Origin of the sequence: Hamadaea sp. (genome assembly GCF_013362815.1) — a bacterium.
GTDB lineage: Bacteria > Actinomycetota > Actinomycetes > Mycobacteriales > Micromonosporaceae > Hamadaea.
Genome location: NZ_JABFVK010000037.1, coordinates 49,829 through 66,618 on the forward strand (window position 1 = coordinate 49,829; position 16,790 = coordinate 66,618).

17 protein-coding genes are annotated in these 16,790 nt (G+C 70.8%); 11 read left to right on the plus strand and 6 right to left on the minus strand.

What is annotated here, in order from left to right:
* Window positions 1-5: 5 nt before the first annotated feature.
* A complete protein-coding gene (locus HOV77_RS18710; protein ID WP_290863699.1) occupies window positions 6-722 on the minus strand; it encodes a hypothetical protein in 717 nt (238 codons plus the stop codon).
* A 203-nt stretch (window positions 723-925) separates the two neighbouring features.
* Window positions 926-2,755 (minus strand): beta-galactosidase family protein, encoded by a 1,830-nt coding sequence (locus HOV77_RS18715; protein WP_290863700.1) that lies wholly within the window; start codon window positions 2,753-2,755, stop codon window positions 926-928.
* A gap of 103 nt (window positions 2,756-2,858) precedes the next feature.
* On the opposite strand from HOV77_RS18715, the gene HOV77_RS18720 reads away from it, so the two are divergent.
* Window positions 2,859-3,575, plus strand: coding sequence for a hypothetical protein (locus HOV77_RS18720; protein ID WP_290863701.1), 717 nt, complete (start codon window positions 2,859-2,861; stop codon window positions 3,573-3,575).
* A 67-nt stretch (window positions 3,576-3,642) separates the two neighbouring features.
* On the opposite strand, the gene HOV77_RS18725 is transcribed toward HOV77_RS18720, so the two are convergent.
* Window positions 3,643-4,584, minus strand: coding sequence for a BadF/BadG/BcrA/BcrD ATPase family protein (locus tag HOV77_RS18725; protein ID WP_290863702.1), 942 nt, complete (start codon window positions 4,582-4,584; stop codon window positions 3,643-3,645).
* Between the two features lie 177 nt (window positions 4,585-4,761).
* Here HOV77_RS18725 and ngcE point away from each other — a divergent pair, with 177 nt between their 5' ends.
* The 5 genes from ngcE to HOV77_RS18750 all read left to right on the plus strand — a co-directional run bounded on the left by ngcE (window position 4,762) and on the right by HOV77_RS18750 (window position 9,969).
* On the plus strand, window positions 4,762-6,189 hold the full coding sequence (gene ngcE / locus HOV77_RS18730; RefSeq protein ID WP_290863703.1) for an N-acetylglucosamine/diacetylchitobiose ABC transporter substrate-binding protein: 1,428 nt from the start codon (window positions 4,762-4,764) through the stop codon (window positions 6,187-6,189).
* Window positions 6,190-6,244: 55 nt separating this feature from the next.
* Window positions 6,245-7,150, plus strand: a complete 906-nt coding sequence (locus tag HOV77_RS18735; RefSeq protein WP_290863704.1) for a sugar ABC transporter permease — start codon at window positions 6,245-6,247, stop codon at window positions 7,148-7,150.
* Between the two features lie 128 nt (window positions 7,151-7,278).
* The gene (locus tag HOV77_RS18740; protein WP_290863759.1) at window positions 7,279-8,067 is read left to right on the plus strand and encodes a carbohydrate ABC transporter permease; all 789 of its coding nucleotides are present in this window, start codon (window positions 7,279-7,281) and stop codon (window positions 8,065-8,067) included.
* Between the two features lie 14 nt (window positions 8,068-8,081).
* Window positions 8,082-9,065, plus strand: a complete 984-nt coding sequence (locus tag HOV77_RS18745; RefSeq protein WP_290863705.1) for a MurR/RpiR family transcriptional regulator — start codon at window positions 8,082-8,084, stop codon at window positions 9,063-9,065.
* Window positions 9,049-9,969, plus strand: a complete 921-nt coding sequence (locus tag HOV77_RS18750) for an N-acetylmuramic acid 6-phosphate etherase (protein WP_290863706.1) — start codon at window positions 9,049-9,051, stop codon at window positions 9,967-9,969. The genes HOV77_RS18745 and HOV77_RS18750 overlap by 17 nt, the downstream gene beginning before the upstream one ends.
* Before the next feature lie 130 nt (window positions 9,970-10,099).
* Here the strand turns inward: HOV77_RS18750 and HOV77_RS18755 are convergent, their stop codons facing one another.
* A complete protein-coding gene (locus HOV77_RS18755; RefSeq protein ID WP_290863707.1) occupies window positions 10,100-11,041 on the minus strand; it encodes a phosphotransferase in 942 nt (313 codons plus the stop codon).
* Between the two features lie 22 nt (window positions 11,042-11,063).
* Here HOV77_RS18755 and HOV77_RS18760 point away from each other — a divergent pair, with 22 nt between their 5' ends.
* On the plus strand, window positions 11,064-11,501 hold the full coding sequence (locus tag HOV77_RS18760; RefSeq protein ID WP_290863708.1) for a thioredoxin family protein: 438 nt from the start codon (window positions 11,064-11,066) through the stop codon (window positions 11,499-11,501).
* Window positions 11,502-11,511: 10 nt separating this feature from the next.
* A complete protein-coding gene (locus HOV77_RS18765; protein WP_290863709.1) occupies window positions 11,512-11,916 on the plus strand; it encodes a DUF4395 domain-containing protein in 405 nt (134 codons plus the stop codon).
* A 120-nt stretch (window positions 11,917-12,036) separates the two neighbouring features.
* On the opposite strand, the gene HOV77_RS18770 is transcribed toward HOV77_RS18765, so the two are convergent.
* Complete coding sequence (locus tag HOV77_RS18770) at window positions 12,037-12,699, minus strand: class I SAM-dependent methyltransferase (RefSeq protein ID WP_290863710.1); 663 nt, start codon at window positions 12,697-12,699, stop codon at window positions 12,037-12,039.
* Between the two features lie 9 nt (window positions 12,700-12,708).
* Window positions 12,709-13,251 carry an isoprenylcysteine carboxylmethyltransferase family protein gene (locus tag HOV77_RS18775; protein ID WP_290863711.1) on the minus strand — a complete coding sequence of 181 codons (543 nt, stop codon included), beginning with the start codon at window positions 13,249-13,251 and terminating at the stop codon, window positions 12,709-12,711.
* A gap of 162 nt (window positions 13,252-13,413) precedes the next feature.
* Here HOV77_RS18775 and HOV77_RS18780 point away from each other — a divergent pair, with 162 nt between their 5' ends.
* The 3 genes from HOV77_RS18780 to HOV77_RS18790 all read left to right on the plus strand — a co-directional run bounded on the left by HOV77_RS18780 (window position 13,414) and on the right by HOV77_RS18790 (window position 16,698).
* Window positions 13,414-14,241: a PASTA domain-containing protein gene (locus HOV77_RS18780; RefSeq protein ID WP_290863712.1), complete on the plus strand. Its 828-nt coding sequence runs from the start codon at window positions 13,414-13,416 to the stop codon at window positions 14,239-14,241.
* 159 nt (window positions 14,242-14,400) lie between these two features.
* Window positions 14,401-16,014, plus strand: coding sequence for an ABC-F family ATP-binding cassette domain-containing protein (locus HOV77_RS18785; protein ID WP_290863713.1), 1,614 nt, complete (start codon window positions 14,401-14,403; stop codon window positions 16,012-16,014).
* A 96-nt stretch (window positions 16,015-16,110) separates the two neighbouring features.
* Complete coding sequence (locus HOV77_RS18790; RefSeq protein WP_290863714.1) at window positions 16,111-16,698, plus strand: hypothetical protein; 588 nt, start codon at window positions 16,111-16,113, stop codon at window positions 16,696-16,698.
* The last annotated feature ends 92 nt before the right edge of the window (window positions 16,699-16,790 follow it).

Sequence of the window (16,790 nt, forward strand, 5' to 3'; positions counted from 1 at the left end):
GGCGCTCACGCCCCGAGCTCGGCCAGCTTCGCCTCGATCTCGGCCAACTCGGCCCGCAGCTTCTCCGCGGCCGCCCGGGCGTTGTCCCGCTCGGACGACAGAATCTGCTCCACCGCCTCCTGCACCCCCGGCACGTCGAGCAGGCTCACCATCTTCAGCGCCTCGGCCGGCTTGATCACGTACGGCTTCGCCAGGGCCTTCGACCCCTGCATCGCACCGACCGTCCACTCGCCCTCGGTGTAGGCCAGCGTCACCACCAGACCCGGCGGGGTCTTCGCCTTCGCAGCACGCGCGGCGGGCTTACGGGGTGCCGGCGCGGCCGGCTCGGCGGGTTTGACATCGGACACTGCGGGCTCCTGACGTGCGGTCTTGTCGGTGCTGTTCTTGCCGGGCTCGATGAGGTCCTCGCCGATCGCGAGCGGACGCCGCCCGGCCGGCTCAGTCTGCTCCGGGGCCGGCGTCACCACGGCGTCGGCACGCCGGGCCGCCGCACCCTTCGGCGGCATCTGAAGATCGGCGGGGGAGAAGGGCAGGGCGTCGCCGCCGAACTTCACCACGATCCACTCGTCACCGGCGTCCGGATCCTCCAGGGCGACGACCTGGCCGATCTGGCCGGCGATCTGCCCGGCCGACTCGGTGAACATCACACGCGGCCGCTTGCCGCCGTCGAGCACCCCACGGATCTGCTCCAGATCCGTCTTGGTCAGTCCCTTCCCGGTCATCGTCGCTACTCCACTCCGTCCACTCTCCGAACACATGTTTGATAGCACTCTTCTACCAGAGGCTACCGACACTCCGGTGACCGACACCCCGCCGGGCTCCCCGCGACGGCGGGTTCACCGTCCATCGTCGATCAGTGTGCGGCGGAGTCGATCAGGGCGCCAGGGACGCGACACGCCGGTCAGGGGGGACCATAGGTTCATGATCAACGGGAGAGGGCGGGGGAGTCCAGGATGTCCAGGGTGGAGGTCGCGGACAGGGTGGGCGCGGACGGGGTGGCCCCGGGGAGAGTGGGGGTGGCGAGGGGTGGGGTGAGGTCGAGGACGACGAGTTCGTTGGGGCCGGGGCGCCAGAGGGGCGCGGGGGCGTACAGGGCCTGCTGCGGGCCGGCCGACCAGTAGCGGCCGAGCAGGAAACCGTTCAGCCACACGTAGCCTTTCACGCCGCCGGGGCGCAGCCAGGCGTCGGCGGGCTCGTCGACGGTGACGACGCCGCGGCGGAACGCCGGACCGTCCACAGTGTCGTTAGCGGCGTCCCAGGGCACGGCCGGCAGCGGGCCGTCGAGCGGCAGCGCCCGGGCGGTCCAGCCGTGCACGTACTGGCGTTCGTGCAGCACCCCGCCGGTCAGGCCCTTGCGTTCGCCGACGAGCGGGCCGTAGTTCGCCCGGCCCATCGACTCGACGAGCAGCTCCAGGCGCGCGCCTTCGGCGGGCACCGCGAACGACAGGTCCACCGGCCGGTCACGCTCTAGCACGCCGAGGACCACACCGTCGACCGCCACCTGTGCGCGGTCGGCCAGTCCGCGCACCACCAACGGGTACGCCGTCCGAGGGCCCGGGACGGTGGCGGTGTAGCGCACGATCCCGTGGACGATCCCGAGCTCCTCGAAGGTCGGCGGGTTCGCCGCGACCGTCTCCGGGAGTCCCACGCTGTCGATGACCTGCTCTAGGCGTACCCCTTGAAGAAGCGGGACCGAGGCTCGGGCCTGGACCGGCGTGGGCGCGGGCGGCTCGGGCAGCGGCCCGTCGGCCTCGTTGCGGTACGCGGACAGCACGTCGCGGAACGCCCAGAACTTCGGCGTCGCGCGGCCGGCCTCGTCGATCGGGGCGTCGTAGTCGTAGGAGGTGACGGTCGGCCGGTAGTCGCCGTCGAGACTGGGCGCGGCGAGATTCGCGCCCGCGGTCGTGCCGAAGTTCGTGCCGCCGTGCGCCATGTAGATGTTGACCGACGCGCCCGCCGCGAGCATCGCGCCGAGATCCTTCGCGGCGTCGGCCGGATCGCGCAGTACGCGGTCGTGACCCCAGTGGTCGAACCAGCCGCACCAGAACTCCATGCACATCGGCGGGTCCTGCGGGCGGTGCTCGGCCAGCTTGGCGAAGGCCTCGAGCGGGCGGCTGCCGAAGTTGACCGTCGCGAGCAGACTCGGGACGGAGCCGCCGGTCAGCATGTGGTCCTCGGGGCCGTCGGAGGTGAACAGCGGCACGTCGATCCCGCGCCCGAGCAGCCCGTCGGCGAGATGCCGCAGATAGGTCAGGTCGCTGCCGTAGGAGCCGTACTCGTTCTCGACCTGGACCATCAAGACGTTGCCGCCCCGCGAGATCTGCCGGGCTGCGACGTGCGGGATCAGCACGTCGAACCAGCGGTCCACCTCGGCCAGGTACTCCGGGTCGGCGCAGCGCAACCGGGTCGGCGGCAGCGTACCGGTCAGCCAGGCGGGCAGGCCGCCGTTGTCCCACTCGGCGCAGATGTACGGGCCGGGGCGGACGATCGCGTACAGGCCCTCGTCGCGGGCGGCGTCGAGGAAGCCGCCGAGATCGGTCAGCCCCGCGAAGTGGTGCTCGCCCCGCCGGGGCTCGTGCAGGTTCCACGGGACGTAGGTCTCCACCGTGTTCAGGCCCATCGCACGCAGCATGCACAGCCGGTGCCGCCACTGACCGGGGTGCACCCGGAAGTAGTGCAGCGCGCCGGACAGGACCCGGAAGGGGCGGCCGCCGAGCTGGAAACCGGCCGGCGTCACCTCGAACGTCTCGTGCATCGGGGCAGGCTAGCAGGTTCGGAAAGCGCTTACCATCGGGTCCGGCCGCGAGGCTGTAGCCGGACTGTAGGGATCGTGTAACCGAGCGTCCCACCATATCGGTATGCGGAAACTCATCAATGCGGCCGTCGTCGTCACCGCGATCACCGGCCTGCTGTTCGCTGCGCCCGGAGCGGCCTTCGCCGACGGCTCCGGCACCGTCAACACCGCCGGCAGCCCGCTGACCGTCCGGTCGGGCCCGGGCACCGGCTACACCGGGTGGCGCACCGTCGCCGACGGCGCGGCCGTCACCATCCTGTGCCAGCAGACCGGCACCACGGTGACCGGCACCTACGGCACCACGAACATCTGGGACATGCTGTCCAACGGGGGCTACGTCTCCGACGCGTACGTCTACACCGGCTCCGACGGCACGGTCGCCGACTCGTGCAATTACGTCGGCGCGCCCCCGCGCGCGAACGGCCGGTCCACCAACGGCGCCATCGACTGGGCGTTCGGCCGGTACCGGTCGACGTCCTACGAGAACCTTTGCCTTGCGTTCACCGCGCAGGCGTACGGGTGGGGCGGGTCGGGCTGGAACACCGCCGAGATCGGCGGCGACTGGATGGTCAGCCACGGCTACCTGAACACCAGCGGCATCCCGCCGCGTGGCGCGCTCGTCTGGTACCACAACTCCGCGGGCAGCGGTCACGTCGCGATCAGCCTCGGCGAGGGCAAGGTCGTCGGCACCTCGGTCAGCGGCGGCGTCGGCGTCGCCGGATACCTCGACCACGGCTCCTACCGCGGCTGGTCCGTGGCGTACTACCCGGCCGGCTGGTAGCCCGCCGTCAGACTGCGGGCGCCGGGCACCGCACTGCCCGGCGCCCGCTACTCGGCTCGGCTGCGTCTCACCGTGTCCGGGTGAGGTGGAGGGGGGCGTTCGGAGGGAGGCTGCCCGCCGCCGCTCCCTGAGCCAGGCGCAGCGCCCCGTCGACGGCGGTGCCGGCGGGCTTCAGCAGCGTCGCGCCGGCCGACACGAGGTCGTGGAACGCGCCCCACAGCGCCGGGCCGGCCTGGAACAGATTCCCGGTGTACGCGATCTCGGGCGGCGCGCCGGGCGGCAGCGCGGCGAGCGCGGACGTGGCCAGCTGCGTACCGGCGTCGGCGAGCAGATCGCCGGCGACCGGATCGCCCGCAGCCGCCGCGGCGGCGATCGCGGGCACGAATCCCGCCATCACCCCGGCTCGGTCGTCGCGCCCGGCGAGATCGCGGACCAGGGCGACGGGGTCGCCGTACTGCTCGATCAGGGCGGCGAGCAGCCGATCGGAACCGCCGGGACGGCCGTCGGCCGCGCGTAACGCCGCCTGCATTCCGGCCCGGCCGAGCCAGGAACCGCCGCCGGCGTCGCCGAGCAGGTAGCCCCAGCCGTCGACGCGCTGCCAGGCGCCCTGCCAATCCGAGCCCAGCGCCACCGCTCCGGTGCCTGCCGCGACGACGGCCCCACCACGCAGGCCCAGCGCTCCGGCGTACGAGGTCAGCATGTCGGAGCAGAGCACCACCGTGGCCGCTCCGGTAGCCTCGGCCAGCGCTTGCGGCAGGCGTACCCGTAGATCGTCACCGAGCAGCGCGAAGCCGGTGAGGCCGGCGGCGATCGCGCCCACCGGCCCGGCGCCGTCCGTGATCAGACCGCGGACCAGGGGCGTGAGCACGGCGATCGCGTTGCCCGCGTCGACGCCGCCGGAGCCGATACGGGTTGGTCGATCTGTGCTGGTCGTGGCAATAATGTCGCCGTCACGTGCGAGGGCCGCGCGGGCTCCGGTGCCGCCGACGTCGAGACCGATGGTGAGCACGCCGCGCACGATACACGGCGGTCCCGGGTCCGGACGGTCACGGTGATTTCTTAACGATCCAACAAAGGTGACGGTTAAACCTTGACAACGTCAGCGACGAACCGGCACAGTCTGACCACTCGCACCGCACACGAGGCACCACCCCTAGACCTCCCATCAACGAAGAGGGACAGCCGAATGTCTGCACAGGATCTGACCCGCCGCACGGTGCTCCGCGCCGGCGCCGGCGCGGTCGCGGCCGCCGGATCGGCGGGCCTGCTCTCGGGCTGCGCGCTCGGTGACGACGAACCCGAGACCAAGTCCGACAAGTACGAGGGCACCAAGAGCGACAAGAACCCGCTCGGTGTCAAAGAGGACGCCCCGCTCGAGGTCGTCATCTTCAACGGCGGCTTCGGCGAGGACTACGCCAAGGCGCACGAGGCGATGTACAAGGAGACCTACCCGAAGGCGGAGGTCAAGCACTCCGCCGTCGTGGAGATCAACAAGACCCTCCAGCCGCGGTTCGTCGACGGCACCCCGCCGGACTTCATCAACGACTCGGGCGCAGGCGCGATCCCGCTGGGCGACCTCGTCGCGCAGAACCAGCTCGCCGACCTGACCCCGCTGCTCGACGCGCCCAGCCTGGACGTGCCCGGCAAGAAGGTCCGCGAGACCCTGCTGCCCGGCGCGGTCGAGGCCGGCACCTTCGGCAGCGGCGTGTACGTCCTGAACTACGCCTACAGCGCGTACGGCATCTTCTACTCGCGGAAGCTGTTCGCGGACAAGGGCTGGGCGTACCCGAAGACCTGGGACGAGCACATCGCGCTGTGCAAGACCATCAAGGCGGCCGGCATCGCCCCCTGGACCTACGCCGGCAAGCACCCGCGCTACTTCAGCTGGGCGGTGCTGTCGACCGCGATCAAGCTCGGCGGCAACTCCGTCGCGCTGGCCATCGACAACCTCGAGCCCAACGCCTGGACCTCGGACGCCATGAAGACGGCGGCCGACGCCTGGTACCAGGTCGTCAAGGACAAGTACATCCTCGAGGGCAGCCCCGGCCTGGACCACAAGCAGTCGCAGGCCGAGTGGTGCAAGGGCAAGGCCGCCATGATCCCGAACGGGTCCTGGCTCGAGAGCGAGCAGAAGGACGTCACGCCGGCCGGCTTCAACATGTCGATCGCGCCGACGCCGAGCCTCAGCGCGGGCGACAAGCTGCCGTTCGAGGCGATCCGCGGCACCGCCGGTGAGCCGTACGTCGTGCCCGCCAAGGCCAAGAACGAGCGCGGCGGCATGGAGCTCATGCGGCACATGCTGTCGATGAAGGGCGCCAAGGACTTCACCGGCAAGGTGTCCAGCCTGACCATCGTGGCCGGCGCCGCCGACGGCGTCACCCTGCCGCCGGGCCTGTCCTCGGTCGTCGACGCGCTCAAGGCGTCCGGCTCCAACGGCTTCAACTGGGTGTACCCGGTGTACTACCGCAAGCTGGAGCGCAACCTGGTCGACGCCGCCTGCGGCGACTTCTTCTCCGGGCGTACCACGCCGGAGGAGTTCCTCAAGGCGTGCCAGAAGGGCGCCGACGAGATCGCCGCCGACAGCTCCTTCAAGAAGTACAAGCGCACCGCGTGATCCGGCTAGACGGAGGGGGAGCCCCGCGTGGGCTCCCCCTTTGGGAGGTGACACCGTGAAGCATGGGAAATGGCCGCTGCTGGCGACCTTCCTGCTGCCCCCGTTGGCGCTGTACGCGTACTTCGTGCTCTCCCCGTACGCGCAGACCTTCGTCATCTCCACGACGGACTGGCACGGGCTGAGCCGCAACTACAACGTCGTCGGGCTCGACAACTTCAAGAAACTGTGGAACGACGAGCACGTCTGGAACGCGCTGCTGCACAACCTGTGGCTGCTGCTGTTGCTGCCCGTCGTCACCATCCTCATCGGGCTGTTCCTGGCCACCATGCTCAACGTCGGCGGGCGCAGCGGGCGCATCACCGGCGTACGCGGGTCGTCGTTCTACAAGCTCGTCTACTTCTCCCCGCAGATGCTGTCGGTCGCGGTCATCGGCGTGCTCTGGACCGAGGTCTACAACCCACGGTCGGGCCTGCTGAACGCCGCGCTGCGGGCGATCGGCCTCGACGGCCTGGCCCAGATCTGGCTCGGCGACCCCGACGTCGCACTGTGGGCGATCGTGGCCGTCATGGTCTGGGCGAACGTCGGCTTCTACGTCGTGCTGTTCGGCGCGGCCATGCAGTCGGTGCCCAAGGACATCTACGAGGCCGCCGCGCTCGACGGCGCCAGCCGGTTCGCCACCATGTTCAAGATCACCGTGCCGCTGCTGTGGGACACCATCCAGGTCGCCTGGGTGTACCTGGCCATCATCGCGATGGACTCGTTCGCGCTGGTCCAGATCATGACCCGGGGTGGGCCCAGCTTCTCCACCGACGTCATCGGCGAGCGCGTGTACGACGTGTCCTTCGGGGACTCGCAGTTCGGCTACGGCTCGGCCATCGGCGTGGTCATGTTCTTCCTGACCCTCAGCATCACCGTGGTCGCGCTGCAACTGACCCGCCGCGAGAGGATCGAGCTGTCGTGAGCACTCTGACTTCGTCCGACCCGGCGCGTACGCCGGCCGCCGAGGAGGCGGTGACGACCCGTCGCGCCCCCGCGAAGGACAAGCGCAGCTTCGTCGACGGCACGCTCAACGTCTTCTCCCACGGGTTCCTGCTCGTCTGGGGCCTGCTGACCGTGCTGCCGCTGCTGTGGGCGGTGCTCAGCGCGTTCAAGAGCGACAACGAGATCCTGACCGACCCGTGGGGCCTGCCGGGCAAGCTGCGCTGGGACAACTTCACCCGCGCCTGGACGCACGGCCACATCGGCCAGTACTTCGTCAACACCGGCATCGTGCTGGTCGGCTCCCTGACGCTGACGATGCTGCTCGGTGCGACCGCGGCGTACGCCCTGGCCCGGTATCAGTTCTGGGGCAACCGGATCGTCTACTTCGCCTTCGTCGGCGGGATGATGTTCCCGGTCGTGCTCGCCTTCGTGCCGCTGTTCTTCGTCGTACGCGACGCGGGCATGCTGGACACGTTGCCAGGCCTGATGCTCGTGTACACGGCGTACTCGCTGCCGTTCACGGTCTTCTTCCTGACCGCGTTCTTCCGTACGCTGCCGACGGCGGTCAGCGAGGCGGCCCTGATCGACGGCTGTGGCCCGTTCCGGCTGTTCTTCCGGGTGATGCTGCCGATGGCCAAACCCGGCCTGATCAGCGTCGGCATCTTCAACTTCCTCGCGCATTGGAACCAGTACCTGCTGCCGGTCGTCCTGCTGAAGGACGAGAACAAGTACGTCCTGGCGCAGGGACTGGCCGCGTTGGCGGTCAGTGAGGGCTATCGGGGCGACTACTCCCGGCTGTTCGCCGGTCTGACCCTGGCCATGCTGCCCGTCCTGGTGGTCTACGCCGTGTTCCAGCGCCAAATCCAGGCCGGACTGACCGCCGGTCAGATGAAGTGACGGATGATGTGCCCATGACGACTGTTTCCTCCGGCGCCGCTTCCCCGGGCGCGCCCGCCTCCGGGGCGCTGCGCGACACCCCGCCGATCGACGCCGACTCGCTGCTGGCCCGGCTCCGGGGACTGCTGCCTTCACTGCCCGACTCGGAGCAGGCCGTCGGCCGGCTCGTCATCGAACAGCCCTCGGAGATCGCCCGGGCCAGCATCTCGGAGCTGGCCCGGCGGGCGGGCACCTCGGCGACGACGGTCACCCGGTTCTGCCGCGACGTCGGCCTCACCGGCTACCACGAGCTGCGGCTGCTGCTCGCGGTGGCGGTCGACCGGCAGCAGTCGGCCGGCCGGCACGTGCCGATCGGCGCGGAGACCGACATCGCCCCCGAGGACAACCTCCCGGCCATCTCCCAGAAGATGGCCCACGCCGCCCAGCGAGCGATCCAGGACACTGTGGACACGTTCGACCTGGAGGCGCTGGCGGCGGCGGTCGACGCCCTCAACGGGGCGCACCGGGTCTACCTGTACGGCGTCGGCTCCAGCGACGTCGTCGTGTCCGACCTCGACCACAAGCTGTCCCACCTCGGGCTCACCTGTCTGGCGTACTCGGACGTGCACCGCTCGGTGGCGTCCGCCGCGCACGTGAGCGCGCAGGACGTCGTCATCGCGGTGTCGCACTCCGGGCGCACCGTGGAAGTCCTCGACCCGGTCCGCGTGGCGAAACAGCGGGGCGCCACGACCCTGGCCATCACCAACTACCCCCGCTCACCCCTGGCTGAGATGAGCGACATCGTGCTGGCCAGCGCCGGCCGGGAGAGCATCTTCTTCCGCACCGGCGCGACCGTCAGCCGCATCGCTCAGCTCTACGTCGCCGACTGTCTGTTCGCCGCGCTCGCGCAACGCCGCGGCGATCAGACGTGGGAGGCGTTCGACCGCGCGCACGACGCGGTCTCGTCCCGACACTCTGCAGGCAGGACCAACAACCGTGTACGTGGAAGTCGAACCTGACGCTCCGACCGAACGCCGCAACCCCGCCTCCGACCGGATCGACGAGTTACCGCTGGCCGACGTGCTGCGGCTGATCAACGAGGCCGACGCGACCGTGCCGGCGGCGGTGGCGGCGGTGCTGCCCCAGATCGGCGAAGCCGTGGAGGCGGGCGTTCGCGCGCTGACCGGCGGCGGCCGCATCCACTACTTCGGTGCGGGCACGTCCGGCCGCGTCGCGTTCGCCGACGCCGCCGAGCTGCGCCCCACCTACGCGCTGCGGCCGGACCAGGTCGTCCCGCACGTCGCAGGGGGAGTGGACACCCTGTGGCGGGCCGCCGAACAGGCCGAGGACGACGAGACCGCCGGTGCGCGCGACGCCTCCGACGTCCGGCCCGGCGAGCTCGTGCTCGGTGTGGCGGCCAGCGGCGGCACCCCGTACGTCGGGGGCGCGCTGCGCCAGGCCCGCGCGCTCGGTGCGACGACCGGCCTGATCACGTCGAACCCGCAGGCGTCGCTGGCCGAGCACGCCGACATCTTCATCGCCGCCGACACCGGCCCGGAGATCATCACCGGCTCGACCCGGATGAAGGCGGCCACCGCGGCGAAGCTGATCCTCAACACGTTCTCGACGGCGCTGATGGTCAAGTGCGGGCGCACCTACGGCAACCTGATGGTCTGCGCCGTGCCGACCAACGCCAAACTCCGCCGCCGGGCAGTGTGGACGCTGTCGGCGGCCGCCCACGTCGACGGTGATCTGGCCGCCGAGGCGCTGGCCGAATCCGGCGACGACCCGTCGGTGGCGTTGCTGATGCTGCTCGGCGCGCCCGACCACCAGCTAGCCGACGTCGAAGCCGCGCGGCGGGCGCTGGCCGAGACCGGTGGCGCCATCCGGCCGGCGGTTTCCCGCCTCACCCGTTCTTCTTGAGCTGCGGGCGCTTTCGCGCTGGCCTGCTTGAGCGCGCTGGATCAGGGTTCCGGGTCGAATCTTGGGCCAAGATTCGACCCGGAACCCTGATCCAGCGCTTGCCCACGGCGGCCGCAGCTGATGCCGGCGCTCAGACCGGGTTGGGTTCGAGCAGCTCGCCGAACCAGCCCCAGATGCCCTCGCCGTACTCGGTGAGCAGTTTCTCGTCCGCGTCGCGCAGCGCCCGCCGGTACGACATCGCCCGGCTGATCTTCGTCACCGTCATCGCGGCGTCGGCCCACCGGACCAGGTCCGCCCGCGCATGCGTGTCCGTCCACGGCTCCAGATACGCGTCCCGCAGCCGGGCCAGCAGCGGATCGCCCTCTTCGACCTCCGCCTTGCGGGCGGCGACCCGCAACGTCACGAGCAGCGTCCCGAACGGGTACGCCACACTGGCGTCGCCCCAGTCGAAGAACGCGTGCTTCGGTTCGCGTACGAGGACGTTGGCGTCGTGCAAATCGTCGTGTTGCAGCGTCGGGGCGATGCCGGAGGCGGCCAGCTCCTCGGCGGCCCGCACGACGGCCGGCCGGACCGCCGCCAGCGCGTCGAGCTGATCGGTGACGTTGGCCCGGACGAAGGGATCGCCCAGCAGCAGGTCGAACAACTCCGGCAGTCGCTGCGGGCGCAGGTCCGGCGTACCCACGGCGAGCAGGTCGTCCACGTGCGGGGTGAGGCTGCGCTGGAGGTAGGCGTACTCGGCGAGCATCTGCTCCCACACTTCGAGCCGGAACTTGCCGTCCTCGGCGGCTCGCAGCGTCACGCCGCCGTCGGGGCTGAGCGACCAGCCGCGTTCGGCGTCGACCGCGAGCGGCACCACCACGTGCGCGGGGACGAGCGTCCCGAGCAAGCGCAGCAGCCCCGCTTCGTACGCGGTGTCGCCGAGGTTCAGCTTGAGCCACATGTCCCCGGCGCTGGTGGTGATCTTGGCCACTTGGGACCAGGGATATCGGTGGGGCCACGTGACCTCGTACGCGCTGATCCCGCGCGCTGTGAGTTCCGTCGTCGCCCAGTCTTCCGGCCGCAATTCGTTCACACCGGGAAGCTACCGTTGACGGGTGCCCTTGGTCAGCTTGTTTACCGTCGTCGTCGCCCTCGCCGCCGCGAGCGCGATCGGCGTCGCGTGGCAGCGCCGCAACGGGCGGTTCACGGTCCCACCCAGCGGACAGGAGGCTCCCATGCTGCAGGAACTCGGCTGGCAGCCGGGTACGCCGCTGACCCTGCTGCAGTTCTCGTCGGCGTTCTGCGCCCCGTGCCGGGCCACCCGCGTACTGTGCGAGCAGGCCGCGCAGACCATCGACGGCGTGCGCCATGTCGAGGTGGACGCCGAGTCACATCTCGACGCCGTCCGGGCGCTCGGCATTCTGCGTACGCCGACGGTCCTGCTCGTCGACGGCGAGGGGCACATCGTCCGCCGGGCGAGCGGGCAGCCGACCCGAGCCCAACTGCTGGGCGCGATCGACGCCGTTCTCGGCCAGTTCACAACCACTCGGTAACTTGGCATTCATGCAGCTGGACGTGCGTGGCCCGCGATTCGCGGCAGCGCTGACGACGGTCGTCCTCATCGTGATCGCGCTGACCCGGAGCGGCTGGCTGGCCGCCGCGCAGGCGATCGTCTTCGCCATCGGCGCGATCAGCGCCCGGCACGCCCCCTACGGCGCGCTCTTCCGAGTCCTCGTCGCGCCCCGGCTCGGCCCGCCGCGCGAAGTCGAGCCGGCCGAACCCGTCCGCTTCGCGCAGGCCGTCGGCTTCGTCTTCGCCCTCGTCGCCGCGATCGGCTTCCTCTCCGGCGCGACTGCCGTCGGCTTGATCGCTACCGCGTTCGCGCTGGTCGCGGCGTTCCTCAACGCCGTCTTCGGGCTGTGCCTCGGGTGTGAGGCGTACCTGTTGATGCGGCGACTGCGCGCCTGACTGCCCGCTGCGGCTGCGGGGCAAGATCATCGCAGGATGGGGGGATAACGCGGCCTTCCAGCGCGAGAAGGGGACGTTATCCCGGATAACGCGCAGCGCCAGTGCCAGCGTGGGCGCGGATCAGCCCGGCCGCCGGAACTCCGCCCGCCACCGCGCCCCGTTGCCGTCCGCGTCCGGCAGCAGTTCGATCTGGTCGGCGACGAGGCCGTTCGCGGTGAACAGGTCGATGTCCGCGCGGGTCAGTGGCCACGGCGGCCCGTCGGGCACCGGACCGTCCGGCCGTCGCCGCTGGATCACGATCAGCCGCCCGCCCGGCGCGACCGTCTCGCTGATCGCCGCGACAGCCGCCTCGCGGAGGCGTACCGGTAGCGCTTGCACAGTGAAGATCTCGATCACCAACTGGTACGCCTGACGCCAAGCCGGTGGCAGTTCGAAGAGGTCAGCGGCGACATAGTGGACGGAGGAGCCGGGGAACCGATCGCGTACGCCCGCGATCGCGCTCGGGGAGACGTCGAACGCGGTCACGTCGAAGCCGCGCGCGGCGGCGAACTCCGCGTCGTCGCCATACCCGCAGCCGATCACCAGCGCCGGTTCGCCGCCACCTTGCAGCTGCACCGCGTCGGCCCACTCGACCAGCAGCGGATGCGGCACCTTCGTGTCCCACGGCACGGTGGCGTCACCGGCTTCGGCCTCGGCGTACAGGCGCTCGAACCAGCCGGTCGCGTCGTTGTCCGCCGCCGCCTCGGCCGCCAGGGCCCGGGCGTGCTGATCAGGATCGGTCATGTTCCGATGCTATCGGGATGATCGGGTTTCGCCCGGCGAGTCGGACGGCCGCCACGGATACAGCCGCGGCAACCAGGCCGGGACGTGCCGCCGATACTCCTCGTACTCGTCGCCGTACGCCCGCAGCAGCGTCGGCTCCTCGTAGAACTTCACGAACGCGGCCGGCAGGATCCAGGTGACCACGGCGTAGGCGACGAGCACCGGACGGCCGAGCATCATCGCCTGCCCGACGACGCACGCGATGACGGCGACGTACATCGGGTTGCGGACGAAGCGGTAGAGCCCACCGAGAACGAGCCGCCGGGTGGGCGCGACCGGGGCGGGCGTCCCCGCGCCCTCCCAGACGAACTGGCCGAACGACCACAAGAGAGCGCCTGCTCCGACGGCCAGCAGAATCGCGCCGACCAGCTGCAGCACGAAGACGGTCGACCCGGTACGCCATCCGCCGGTCAGCCACCAGGGCACCAGCCCGGCGACCACTCCTGGCGCGACGACCAGGAACAACAGGCTGCCCAACGCGGCACGCCACCGATCCGGCCCGTTCTCCGGCATGACCGGCAGCGTAGTCCCGGCATCCGCAGTGGACGCCCCCGGCCCGCGTACGCTGACCGTTCGGCGTGAATCACTCACCTTGCGGGCGAGTGCCGGGAAGGACGCTGAACCTCACGATGTCCGATGGAAATGCCTGAGTTCCCCCGGACTTGAGAGGCTTCAGTGTCTGACAACGAGGCCGCCGGCCTCCCGAACGACTCCCAAGACAGCCCGCCGCGCGACGAGCGTGGCAGGTACGTCAACTCGCGCCGCCAGGCGGCCGACGCCGCGGCAGCGGAAGCGGCTGCGGCGAGCGCTGCTGCTGCCGACACGCCGTACGCCGCACCGTCGAACGAGCCGGTCGAGCAGGCGTACGCGGAAGAGCCGCCGGCGGCACCCACACCGGCTCCGGCTCCGGCTCCGAGCGAGCCGGCGTCCGGCGGGGCGACCACGCCGCCCGCCGCACCACCGCCGTCCTCCGGTACGCCGGAGAAGAAGCGCCGCCGCTGGTGGCTCTGGCTGCTCCTGCTGCTTCTTCTGTTGCTGTGCTGTGCCGCCGGACTGATCTACTGGGGCAACCGCGACGACGGCACCAGCTCGACGTCGGCCACGCCGTCGCCGAGTGCGGCGACCACGACGGCTGCCGCACCCACGTCCCCGAGCCCGTCTGCGGCGGCGACCGCCACCACGGAACCCGGCGGGGCGAGCGCGACCCCGACGACGAGCGCGGGCACGGGAACGAGCGTGTCGCCGTCGGCAGCTCCGTCGGTCTCTCCCTCGTCGGTCACGATCAGCGTCCCGAACGTCGTGGGGGAGAAGGCGTCGTCGGCGCAGCAGATCCTGACCGACGCCGGATTCTCGACGATCACCTGCAAGGATCAGACCGGCAACGTGGTGACCGCGTTGGACGGCTACGTCGTGACCGCGCAGTCGCCGAAGGCTGGCACCGCCGTCGCGGCGGACACGCCGATCAACCTCACCTGCAAGCCCTCCGCCGGCGGCAAGGGCTGAGCGGTAGGTGAGCTGACGCACGCTTCCGGGGCGTACTGCGCGTCCCGGAAGCGTGTTAGTCTGGCCGGACTATGGAGCTGTGACACCACCGACCTAGCCCGCGCCCGAGGTGACGACACCCGGCGGGCTTCCTTCAGACCCTTTCGGTGGTGTCTTTTCTTGTCTGCTTCCCCTTTTCTGGTCGCTCGCGACCTTGTGAAGTTCTACGGCCCCCGGGCCGTGCTTGACGGCGTACACCTGACCGCGTCACCCGGCCAGCGCATCGGTCTAGTCGGAGAGAACGGCGCCGGGAAGTCCACCCTGCTGCGGCTGCTGGCCGGCGTGGACGCACCGGACGCCGGGGAGATCGTGCGCCCGCCCGACCTCGGGCTGCTCCATCAGGAACTGCCGTTCGTCGCGACCGACACGGTGGGCGACGTGATCGCCGAGGCGCTCGCCGAGAGCCGGGCCGTCCTCGCGTTGCTGGAGGAGTCCGCCCGGCAGGCGGCCGACGACCCGGGTGCCGTCGACGTCTACGGGGAGGCGCTGGCCCGCGCCGAGCAGATCGGCGCGTGGGATGCCGACCGCCGCGCCGACGAGGTGCTGCACGGGCTAGGTGTGGCGACGCTGGGGCGCGATCGGCGGCTCGGCGAGATGTCGGGCGGCCAGCGGTCCCGGGTGGCGCTCGCCGCGCTGCTCGTGCGGCAGCCGTCGGCGTTGCTGCTCGACGAGCCGACCAACCACCTCGACGACGAGGCGGTCGTGTTCGTCGAGGAGCGGCTGCGGGCGTTGCCGGGCGTCGTCGTGGTGGCCAGCCACGACCGGGTCTTCCTCGACGAGGTCTGCACCGACATCGTGGATCTCGACCCGGCTCAGCACATGTCCGGCCGGCGCGGACCGACGCGGTATCGGGGCACGTTCAGCGACTACCTCGGCGCGAAACGAGCCGAGCGCGCCCGTTGGGAGCAGGCTTTCCTGGCCCAGCAGGACGAGATCAATCTGCTGCGGCACGCGGTCCGCGTCACCGCCCGGCAGGTCGGCCACAGCGGGCGCGCGCCCCGCGACGGTGACAAGAACATCGCCTTCGCCAAGGCCCGCGCGATCGAGGCCGTCGTTTCCCGACGCGTACGCAACGCGCAGCAGCGCCTCACGGTGCTCGAACGGGAGCAGATCCGCAAACCGCCGGCACCCCTGGAATTCCGGGCTCCGGCGATGACGGCGTCGGCGGACTCCGCGGACGGGCCCTTGGTCACCGTACGCGGACTGCGCGTGCCGGGCCGGGTTCAGCTCGATCGGCTGGACCTGGAACCGGCCGGGCGGTTGCTCGTCACCGGCGCCAACGGCAGCGGCAAGTCCACTTTGCTCAGTGTGCTCGCCGGCCGGCTCGACGCCGGGGAGGGCAGTGTGCTCCGGCGACGTGGTCTGCGTACCGCCATGTTGGCGCAGGACGACGAGTGGCCGGACTCGGCGCGTACCCCTCGGGAGATGTATGAGTCCGGCGGACCAGCAGTGCCCCTCGTGGAGCTGGGCCTGGTGGCGCCGCGTGATCTCGACCGGCCGGTGGGCGCACTGAGCGTGGGCCAGCGACGGCGCGTGGCACTGGCGTTGCTGCTGGCCCGGCCGCCGCACCTGCTGTTGCTGGACGAGCCGACCAACCACATCTCGCTGGCCTTGGCCGACGAGCTGGAGCAGGCGCTCGGCACCGCACCGGGCGCGGTCGTCATCGCGTCGCACGACCGCTGGCTACGCCGCCGCTGGACCGGGCCGGAGCTGGCCCTTCCCGTCCACTCATGAAGCAGTGGTGGCCGGCAGGCAAGTCCTGTCCGGCCACCGCTCGGATTGAAAACTACGGCGACCGGGTATGCGAGCCCCGCTTCGAAAGGAGGGGCCATGTCACCCGCACAAGTCGTTCTCCTGCTCGTGGTAGCCGCGGTCATCGCGGCGGCCGTCGTGATCGGAATCCGGATGCAGCGCAGTCGCAAGCTGCAGGCCACTTTCGGCGACGAGTACACCCGCCTGGTCTCCGAACACGAGACCAAGGCGGCCGCCGAGAAGGAGATGCTCGATCGGCAACGTCGGCACGCGGAGCTCGACCTTCGGCCACTGACGCCGGAGGCCCGGAGCAGATACGCTGATGAATGGCAGGAGGTCCAGGCGCGATTCGTCGACGCGCCCGAGGACTCCGTCGGCGCCGCCGACGAGGTCGTGACCCGGCTCGTGGGTGAGATCGGGTACCCGACCGGAGATTACGACGACCAGGTCGCGCAGCTGTCCGTCGACCACGCCCGAACGCTTTCGGCCTATCGGCAGGCGCACGAGATCAGCGAGCGCGCCCGCCGCCACGAGGCTTCCGTCGAGGAGCTCCGGCAGGCGGTAGTGCAGTACCGCGAGCTCGTCTCCGAACTGCTCGGCGAGGAGCCCGTGCCGCCCCAGCGGCCGCAGCCGACCGCGGAAAGTCGCCCGGCATCGCGGCCGTGACCCGCCGCGCCTCCCACGACGCGGCCACCCGTAGGCCGCGTACCACGACGCGGCAAGAGTTCACCGCGTCCACCGACGCGGCGTGAAAGGGG

Bases quoted from the DNA above. Each gene is read 5' to 3' on its own strand.
- HOV77_RS18710 (WP_290863699.1), bottom strand. From the start codon at position 722: ATGACCGGGAAGGGACTGACCAAGACGGATCTGGAGCAGATCCGTGGG.
- HOV77_RS18715 (WP_290863700.1), bottom strand. From the start codon at position 2,755: ATGCACGAGACGTTCGAGGTGACGCCGGCCGGTTTCCAGCTCGGCGGC.
- HOV77_RS18720 (WP_290863701.1), top strand. From the start codon at position 2,859: ATGCGGAAACTCATCAATGCGGCCGTCGTCGTCACCGCGATCACCGGC.
- ngcE (WP_290863703.1), top strand. From the start codon at position 4,762: ATGTCTGCACAGGATCTGACCCGCCGCACGGTGCTCCGCGCCGGCGCC.
- HOV77_RS18745 (WP_290863705.1), top strand. From the start codon at position 8,082: ATGACGACTGTTTCCTCCGGCGCCGCTTCCCCGGGCGCGCCCGCCTCC.
- HOV77_RS18765 (WP_290863709.1), top strand. From the start codon at position 11,512: ATGCAGCTGGACGTGCGTGGCCCGCGATTCGCGGCAGCGCTGACGACG.
- HOV77_RS18770 (WP_290863710.1), bottom strand. From the start codon at position 12,699: ATGACCGATCCTGATCAGCACGCCCGGGCCCTGGCGGCCGAGGCGGCG.
- HOV77_RS18775 (WP_290863711.1), bottom strand. From the start codon at position 13,251: ATGCCGGAGAACGGGCCGGATCGGTGGCGTGCCGCGTTGGGCAGCCTG.
- HOV77_RS18790 (WP_290863714.1), top strand. From the start codon at position 16,111: ATGTCACCCGCACAAGTCGTTCTCCTGCTCGTGGTAGCCGCGGTCATC.